Here is a 7,931-nt window from a genome sequence, read left to right on the forward strand (position 1 = left end):
ACCCGGTCGGCGGGCGCGATCACGGTTGACAGCTCAACCCGTCGGCAGCTTCGTGACGCAACCGCCGCCCGAGCACATCGGCGACAGGTTGCCGTCCTCGTCGTAGACGTGCTCGTGCTCCTTGTGGTGCCCGGGTTGGCGCTGGTGCTGTCCGGTGTCCAGCTCGGTCTCGGACGTGACCGTCGTCGTGGTGGTGTCCTCCTGGACGGTTCCGTCCAGGAATTCGGTTTCGGTGGGCGTAGACATAGCGATCTCCCTCCCCTGAGAATCTGTCGCGGCCGTGCAAACGACTCGCGCCACTGCGCTGAGTCATGTTCGGCGGACCCCTCGTACCGCTCGAACAGGGCAATGGTGGCACAACGGCCTAGTGATCGTGACCGAATTCCTCACATCACGTAGATGGCTTGCCGATCGGGTGGGTGGGGCGGCGCAATATTCACCCGTCCGAGTAACTCGTTGGCAGCGTTGACGATCATCGACTCACGGCGGTCTCGCGCACCAGGTGCGACAGCTTCTCCGGGTTGCGCACGGCGTACAGCCCGGTGATGAGGCCGCCGTCGACGCGCACCGCCACCACGGTGTCGATCTCGCCGTCGAGCCGCATGACCAGAGCCGGGTGGCCGTTGACCTGCACCGGCCCCATCGACGCCCGGTCACCGACCTTGGCCAGGCCGCCGGCCAGCAGGCGGGCCACCCGGTCGGCGCCCACGACGGCCCGCAGCACGGCCTGCTTGACCCCGCCGCCGTCGCCCACCAGGACCACGTCGGGCGCGAGGAGGTCGAGCAGGCCCTGGAGGTCGCCCGTCTCGACGGCCCGCTGGAACGCGGCGAGCGCGGCGTGGGTCTCGGCCGGGGAGGCGACGTCGCGCGGGCGGCGGGCGGCGACGTGCGCCCGTGCCCGGTGGGCGATCTGGCGCACGGCGGCGGGGGTCTTGTCGACGGCCGCGGCGATCTCGTCGTAGTCGAGGTCGAACACCTCGCGCAGCACGAACACCGCCCGCTCGGTCGGGCCGAGCGTCTCCAGCACCAGCAGCATGGCCATGGACAGGCTGTCGGCCAGCTCGACGTCCTCCGCCACGTCGGGCGAGGTCAGCAGCGGTTCGGGCAGCCAGGAGCCGACGTAGGACTCCTTGCGCCTGCCGAGCGCGCGCAGCCGGGTCAACGCCTGGCGGGTGGTGATCCGCACCAGGTACGCGCGCTGGTCCCGCACCGCGGCGAGGTCCACCGTCGCCCACCGCAGCCACGTCTCCTGGAGGACGTCCTCCGCGTCGGCGGCGGACCCGAGCATCTCGTAGGCGACGGTGAACAGCAGGTTCCGGTGGGCGACGAACGCCGCCGTGGCGGGGTCGGGGCGCTCGTCCTCGCCCCTGACCGCGTCGTGACCCTCTCGCACCATCGGTTCCCGTCCCTCCGCTCTGCGACTGCGTCACCACCAGACGCCGCGCCCCGCCGGTTCGTGACAGCACGGTCGCACCGAGTCGGGCGTCGCCGCCGTGACACCGGTCACGCCACCGTCCCGGTCGACGTCCCGGGAACCCCGGCGCGACCGACCGCGTCGGACCGGCCGTGGCACTCGGCTCGGTGGTGACCCGCATGGCGGTGGTGGTGGCGCTCGTCGTCGCGGTGGTGGCGTTCGACCCCGCCACGTCCGGCGCGTGCGCGTGCGGCGCGTTCGTCGCGAACGACGAGCTGCGCCCGCAGCAGGAGACCGCGCTGGTGGAGCTGACCGGCCGCACCGAGTCGATCACCGTGTCGGTGCGGGCGCGGTCCGAGGCGACCGAGGCGGCGTTCCTGATGCCGGTGCCGGCCCGCGCCCGGTTCGAGGTGGCCGACGGCGAGCTGTTCACCGAGCTGGACCGGATCAGCCGCCCGGACGTCGTGGTGCGGAGGGTGACCGGGGACGGCGCCGGCGCACCTCCCGGGGCCGACCGCGCCGCCACCGTCGTCGACCACGTCGAGGTCGGGCCCTACGAGGTCGCCCAGCTCTCGGGCACCGACACCACCGCCGTGACCGACTGGCTGGGCGAGCACGACTTCACCCTGCCCGCCGACCTGGGCGGGGCGCTCGGCCCGTACCTCGCGGAGGGCTGGCTCGTCGTCGCCGTGCGCCTGGCCCCGACCTCGGGCAGCCTCGCCGCCGGGCTGCCGCCGGTGCGGCTGTCGTTCGAGACCGACACCCCGGTCTACCCGATGCGCCTGTCCGCGACGGCCGAGGGCCCGCAGCCGCTGCGCCTGTACGTGCTGGCCGACCACCGCGTCGACGTCGGCAACCCCGCCCCCGGCGGCAGCCCGCCGGACCTCACGTTCGCGGGCGAGGTCAGGCCGGGCCCCGACCACCCCGCGCTGTCCGCGGTGGTGACCGGCACCCGGTTCCTGACCCGCTACGACGGCAGGTTCGCGCCGGCGCGGATCACCGACGACATCCGGATCACCCGTGCCGCCACCGACGAGCCCCACCGCGCGGTCGTGACCGTCACCGAGTACGCCGCCGACTCGCCGTGGTCGACGCCTGCGCTGCCGCTGGTCCTCGTGGGCGTCGCGCTGGTCGGCGGCGCCGTCGTGGCGGCGGTGGCGATCAGGCGCCGACGTACCGCGCCAGGTGCTCGCCGGTGAGCGTGGAGCGGCCGGCGACGAGGTCGGCCGGCGTTCCCTCGAAGACGACCCGACCGCCGTCGTGGCCCGCGCCGGGACCGAGGTCGATGATCCAGTCGGCGTGCGCCATGACCGCCTGGTGGTGCTCGACCACGATCACCGACTTGCCGGAGTCGACGAGCCGGTCGAGCAGCCCGAGCAGGTGCTCCACGTCCGCGAGGTGCAGGCCCGCGGTCGGCTCGTCCAGGACGTAGACGCCGCCCTTCTCGGCCATGTGGGTGGCCAGCTTGAGCCGCTGCCGCTCGCCGCCGGACAGCGTGGTGAGCGGCTGGCCGAGGGTGAGGTAGCCCAGGCCGACCTCCGCCAGCCGCGTCAGGACGGCGTGCGCGGCGGGCGTGTGCGCGTCACCGGAGCCGAAGAACTCCTGCGCCTCCGCCACCGACATCGCGAGCACCTCGCTGATGTCGCGTCCGCCGAGGTGGTACTCCAGCACCGACGCCTGGAACCGCTTGCCCTCGCACTCCTCGCAGGTGGTGGCGACCCCGGCCATCATCGCCAGGTCGGTGTAGACGACGCCCGCGCCGTTGCAGCCGGGGCACGCGCCCTCGGAGTTCGCGCTGAACAGCGCCGGCTTCACGCCGTTGGCCTTGGCGAACGCCTTGCGGATCGGTTCGAGCAGGCCGGTGTACGTCGCCGGGTTGCTCCGCCGCGAACCGCGGATCGCGCCCTGGTCGACCGACACCACGCCCTCGCCGGCCGGGATCGACCCGTGCACGAGCGAGCTCTTGCCGGACCCGGCGACACCGGTGACGACGACCAGCACCCCGAGCGGGATGTCGACGTCCACGTCGCGCAGGTTGTGCGTCGACGCGCCGCGGATCTCCAGCTTGCCGGTGGGCTCGCGGACCGCGTCCTTGAGCGACGACCGGTCGTCGAAGTGGCGGCCGGTGATCGTGCCGCTGGACCGCAACCCCTCGACGGTGCCCTCGAAGCACACCGTGCCGCCGCCCGTGCCCGCGCCGGGACCGAGGTCGACGACGTGGTCCGCGATCACGATCGTCTCCGGCTTGTGCTCCACGACCAGCACGGTGTTGCCCTTGTCCCGCAACCGGAGCAGCAGGTCGTTCATCCGCTGGATGTCGTGGGGGTGCAGCCCGATGGTGGGCTCGTCGAAGACGTAGGTCACGTCGGTCAGCGAGGAGCCGAGGTGGCGGATCATCTTGGTGCGCTGCGCCTCGCCGCCCGACAGCGTGCCCGACGGCCGGTCGAGGCTGAGGTAGCCGAGTCCGATCTCGACGAACGAGTCGAGCGTGTGCCGCAGCGCCGCCAGCAGGGGAGCGACGGACGGCTCGTCCAGCCCGCCCACCCACTCCGCGAGGTCGCTGATCTGCATGGCGCAGGCGTCCGCGATGCTGATCCCCGCGACCTTGGACGACCGGGCGCCCTCGTTCAGCCGGGTGCCGTCGCACTCGGGGCAGGTGGTGAAGGTGACCGCCCGCTCCACGAACGCGCGGATGTGCGGCTGCATCGACTCCTTGTCCTTGGACAGGAACGACTTCTGGATCTTCGGGATCAGCCCCTCGTAGGTCAGGTTCACCCCTTCGACCTTCACCTTGGTCGGCTCCCGGTGGAGGAAGTCCTGCATCTCCTTCTTGGTGAACTTGCGGATCGGCTTGTTCGGGTCGAGGAAGCCCGACTCGGCGTAGACCCGCACCGTCCAGAAGTTGTCCGACTTCCAGCCGGGGATGGTGAACGCGCCCTCCGCGATCGACTTCGAGTCGTCGTAGAGCTGGGTGAGGTCGATGTCGGAGACGTGGCCCCGGCCCTCGCAGCGCGGGCACATGCCGCCGGTGATGCTGAAGCTGCGCCGCTCCTTCACCGCCCGCCCGCCGCGCTCCACGGTGACCGCGCCCGCGCCGCTGATCGAGGCGACGTTGAACGAGAACGCCTTGGGCGAGCCGAGGTGCGGCTTGCCGAGGCGGCTGAACAGGATGCGCAGCATGGCGTTGGCGTCGGTGACGGTGCCGACCGTCGACCGCGGGTCCGCGCCGAGCCGCTGCTGGTCGACGATGATCGCGGTGGTCAACCCGTCGAGCACGTCGACGTCCGGCCGCGCCAACGTCGGCATGAACCCCTGCACGAACGCGCTGTAGGTCTCGTTGATCATCCGCTGCGACTCCGCGGCGATCGTGCTGAACACCAGCGAGCTCTTGCCCGAACCGGACACGCCGGTGAACACCGTCAACCGGCGCTTGGGGATCTCTACGCTGACGTCCTTGAGGTTGTTCTCACGCGCGCCGTGCACGCGGATCAGGTCGTGGTTGTCTGCGACGTGCGGCGCGGGCGACCGCGTCTCCGCCCTCTTGGCCATCATGGCGATCAGGCTAGGTGGGCGCCGGCTACCGCGCTTCTCGATTCCTGATCGGCCTGGTGACCTGTTTCGCCACGCACGCGGGCATGCCCTCGGTCGAGTCCGCCGCCTGCTTGCGGTAGGCGCTGGGCGGCATGCCGACCAGCTCGGTGAAGCGGGTGCTGAACGTGCCCAGGGACGAGCAGCCGACGGCGAAGCAGACCTCCGTGACGCTGAGGTCGCCGCGGCGCAGCAGCGTCATCGCGCGTTCGATCCGCCGCGTCATCAGGTAGCCGTACGGCGACTCGCCGTAGGCGAGCCGGAACTGGCGGCTGAGGTGCCCGGCCGACATGTTCACGCCGCGCGCCAGCGCCTCCACGTCGAGCGGCTGGGCGTGCTCGCGGTCGATCCGGTCGCGCACGCGGCGCAGCCGGGCGAGGTCGGCCAACTGCGGCCGGGCGGTGGTCCTGCTGGTCACACCCCCGATCGTGCCACAGCGGGTCGGGCGCGTCCCGGCCTCGGCGTCCCGGGTGGACGGGCCGACGTGTCGGAGATCGGTGATCCGGGTAGGCCTGCACGTCGACGGGGAGGTGGTGCATGGGCGAGGAGACGCTCAAGGCGGTCATCGACGTGGTGGTGACCGTGGTGGAGGCGGCCGGGGCGGGCGTCATCCTGATCGGGGCGCTGCTGGCGGTGGGCCGGTTCGTCGTGCAGGGGCTCCGGCACCGGGACGCGGCCGTGTTCACGCCGATCCGGCTGTCGTTGAGCCGGTTCCTCGTGCTCGGGCTGGAGTTCCAGCTGGCGGCCGACATCCTGCGCAGCGCGATGGCGCCGAGCTTCGCGGAGATCGGGCAGCTCGCCGCGATCGCCGCGATCCGCACCGCGCTGAACTACTTCCTCAACCGGGAGATCACCGAGGAGCAGCGCGAGGTCCACCCGACGGGCACGCCCGACGCCCGACCGGGAGCGCGTGACGACCGACCGGGGGCGCCTGACGCGGCGTGACGGCCGGTGTCACTCCGTGACCGTCGCCGCGACGATGCACGTGTCGTCCAGCGGGGTGGCGGGGACCAGGCGGGCGGTCAGCGCGCCCGGCATGTCCGCCGGGTCCAGCTCGCCGGCGAACACGCGGATCTCGTCGACCAGGCGTTGCAGGTCGTCCTCGCTGCCCTTGGTGGACGGTCTGGTCTCGATCAGGCCGTCGGTGAACAGCAGGACCGTGTCGCCGGGCGCGAGCACCATGCGCGCCGTCGCGTACACCGCGCCCGCCACGGCCCCGAGGATCGGCCCGGTGGGCCGGTCGAGCCTGGTCACGTCGCCGGACCGCAGCAGCAGCGGCGCCGGGTGACCGGCCTGGGCCCACGACAGCCTGCGCGTCGCGGGCTCGAACCGGCCGACGAACGACGAAGCCAGCGTGATGCCGTCGACGCCGGTCAGCATCCGGTTCAGCACGTCCAGGACACCGGCCGGGTCGGGGTTGGTGAGCGCCGCGCCCGTCAGCGCGTACCGCAGCTTCGCCATCGCCGCCGCGGTCGCCAGCCCGTGACCGGCCACGTCACCGATGGCGAGCAGCGTGCTGCCGTCGTCGATCGGGAACGCGTGGTACCAGTCGCCGCCCACCTCGGCCCACTGCTCGGCGGCCAGGTACCGCACGGCCACCCTCATGCCGGGCAGCTCCAGCGGCTGGCTCGGCAGCGGCAGCACGGCCGTGCGCAGCTGGTTGGCCACCTGGTGCTCCTGCGCGAACTGCTCGCTGAGGTCGAACATCCGCTTCTCCGCGCGCCGGGTCGCGGTGACGTCCTGGAGCACCACGTCCAGGCGGATCGGCCTGCCCTGCACGTCGAGCACCGGTTCCCCGATGAACCGGGCCGACTTCACCTGCCCGCCCGCCAGCAGCCGCAGCTCGGTGCCGGCGGGCTCGCCGTCGTCCAGCATCCGGCTCACGGCGTTGCGCAGGATCGGCAGGTCCTCCTCGTGGACCGAGCCCCGGATCTCGTCGAACGACATCGGCCCCAGCGCCGGGTCGCGGTCGAAGATGACGTACAGCTGCTCGGACCAGTTGATCTCGTTGGTCATGAGGTTCCACTCGCCCCAGCCGATGTTGCCCAGCCGCTGCACGCTGCGCAGCCGTTCCAGCTGGAGCGGGTCGTCGTGCTCGTGCCAGGCCATGATCAGGCCGTCGCCGAACTTGCCGACGTTGAGCGTGTACCGGGCGCGGGGCGGCATGCCGGGCGAGTTCTCGTGGTAGTCCAGCGGTCCGACGATCTCCCGCACGCCGGTGCGCAGCACCCGGTGGTAGGCGGCCCACAGCTCGGTCCCCGCGATCATCGGGTAGGACGTGAGGATGCTCCGGCCGACGAGCTGCTGGTACCGCCTGCCCGCGATGTCGACGGCGTCGGGGCTGGCCGCGTCGTAGCGGAAGTCGACGACCTCGCCCGCCTCGTTGTGGATGGCGCCGAGCAGCGTGACCGAGCCGGGCAGCACGTCGAGCAGGTGCTGGGCCCACAGCGTCCAGTTGCGGGTCCGGGAGGGCGCCTCCGCGCTCAGCAGCACCAGCAGCGTGGAACCCGCCGCCCGGACGAGCACCTCCAGCTCCCACTGCTCGTCGGGCGTGAAGTCGTGCCGGTCCTCCCACAGCAGGCCGACGACGCCCGCGATGCGGGTCTGGTCGTGGAACGGCAGCCACGCGCGCGAGCTCCACGGGTGGTCCGGGTCACCGATCAGCACGTACCGCTCGCGGGCCAGGTTGACGTCGGTCATCCACTGGGGCAGCCCGGTGCGCACCGATTCGAGGACGCCCGTCGTGAGCTGCAACGGCACCCGCTGCCACTCCAGCCTGACCTTGGTGGGCACGTTCGCCCCGGCCTCCAGCCGCAGCCCTCCGTCGGGCTCCACGAGGTAGATCAGCACGCCGTCGCACCCGGAGTGCTCGCGGACCAGCTCGGCCAGCTCGGTCGGGTCGGACGCCGTGCCGACCGCGGCCAGCGCC

7 protein-coding genes are annotated in these 7,931 nt (G+C 72.2%); 2 read left to right on the top strand and 5 right to left on the bottom strand.

Annotated elements, in window-relative coordinates:
- Window positions 1-33: 33 nt before the first annotated feature.
- Together AB0G02_RS23260 and AB0G02_RS23265 are read right to left on the bottom strand one after the other, a co-directional pair.
- Entirely contained in the window at window positions 34-246 is a 213-nt protein-coding gene (locus tag AB0G02_RS23260; RefSeq protein WP_360797573.1) for a hypothetical protein, read from the bottom strand.
- Between the two features lie 226 nt (window positions 247-472).
- A complete protein-coding gene (locus AB0G02_RS23265; protein ID WP_360797574.1) occupies window positions 473-1,396 on the bottom strand; it encodes an RNA polymerase sigma-70 factor in 924 nt (307 codons plus the stop codon).
- Window positions 1,397-1,593: 197 nt separating this feature from the next.
- Here AB0G02_RS23265 and AB0G02_RS23270 point away from each other — a divergent pair, with 197 nt between their 5' ends.
- Complete coding sequence (locus AB0G02_RS23270) at window positions 1,594-2,613, top strand: DUF2330 domain-containing protein (RefSeq protein WP_360797575.1); 1,020 nt, start codon at window positions 1,594-1,596, stop codon at window positions 2,611-2,613.
- Here AB0G02_RS23270 and AB0G02_RS23275 read toward each other — a convergent pair.
- Together AB0G02_RS23275 and AB0G02_RS23280 are read right to left on the bottom strand one after the other, a co-directional pair.
- On the bottom strand, window positions 2,576-4,963 hold the full coding sequence (locus tag AB0G02_RS23275; protein ID WP_360797579.1) for an excinuclease ABC subunit UvrA: 2,388 nt from the start codon (window positions 4,961-4,963) through the stop codon (window positions 2,576-2,578). The genes AB0G02_RS23270 and AB0G02_RS23275 overlap by 38 nt on opposite strands.
- A gap of 28 nt (window positions 4,964-4,991) precedes the next feature.
- Entirely contained in the window at window positions 4,992-5,420 is a 429-nt protein-coding gene (locus tag AB0G02_RS23280) for a helix-turn-helix transcriptional regulator (protein WP_360797576.1), read from the bottom strand.
- 119 nt (window positions 5,421-5,539) lie between these two features.
- Here AB0G02_RS23280 and AB0G02_RS23285 point away from each other — a divergent pair, with 119 nt between their 5' ends.
- Window positions 5,540-5,947 carry a DUF1622 domain-containing protein gene (locus AB0G02_RS23285; RefSeq protein WP_360797577.1) on the top strand — a complete coding sequence of 136 codons (408 nt, stop codon included), beginning with the start codon at window positions 5,540-5,542 and terminating at the stop codon, window positions 5,945-5,947.
- Window positions 5,948-5,956: 9 nt separating this feature from the next.
- Here AB0G02_RS23285 and AB0G02_RS23290 read toward each other — a convergent pair.
- Window positions 5,957-7,931 (bottom strand): SpoIIE family protein phosphatase (locus AB0G02_RS23290; protein WP_360797578.1); only part of this gene is annotated, 1,975 nt, incomplete at its 5' end.

The sequence above is a fragment of the Actinosynnema sp. NPDC023658 genome, from assembly GCF_040639995.1.
In the GTDB taxonomy this organism is placed as follows: Bacteria; Actinomycetota; Actinomycetes; order Mycobacteriales; family Pseudonocardiaceae; genus Actinosynnema.

Coding starts and splice junctions, on each gene's coding strand:
- AB0G02_RS23260 (WP_360797573.1), bottom strand. CDS start 246: ATGTCTACGCCCACCGAAACCGAATTCCTGGACGGAACCGTCCAGGAG.
- AB0G02_RS23265 (WP_360797574.1), bottom strand. CDS start 1,396: ATGGTGCGAGAGGGTCACGACGCGGTCAGGGGCGAGGACGAGCGCCCC.
- AB0G02_RS23270 (WP_360797575.1), top strand. CDS start 1,594: ATGGCGGTGGTGGTGGCGCTCGTCGTCGCGGTGGTGGCGTTCGACCCC.
- AB0G02_RS23275 (WP_360797579.1), bottom strand. CDS start 4,963: ATGGCCAAGAGGGCGGAGACGCGGTCGCCCGCGCCGCACGTCGCAGAC.
- AB0G02_RS23285 (WP_360797577.1), top strand. CDS start 5,540: ATGGGCGAGGAGACGCTCAAGGCGGTCATCGACGTGGTGGTGACCGTG.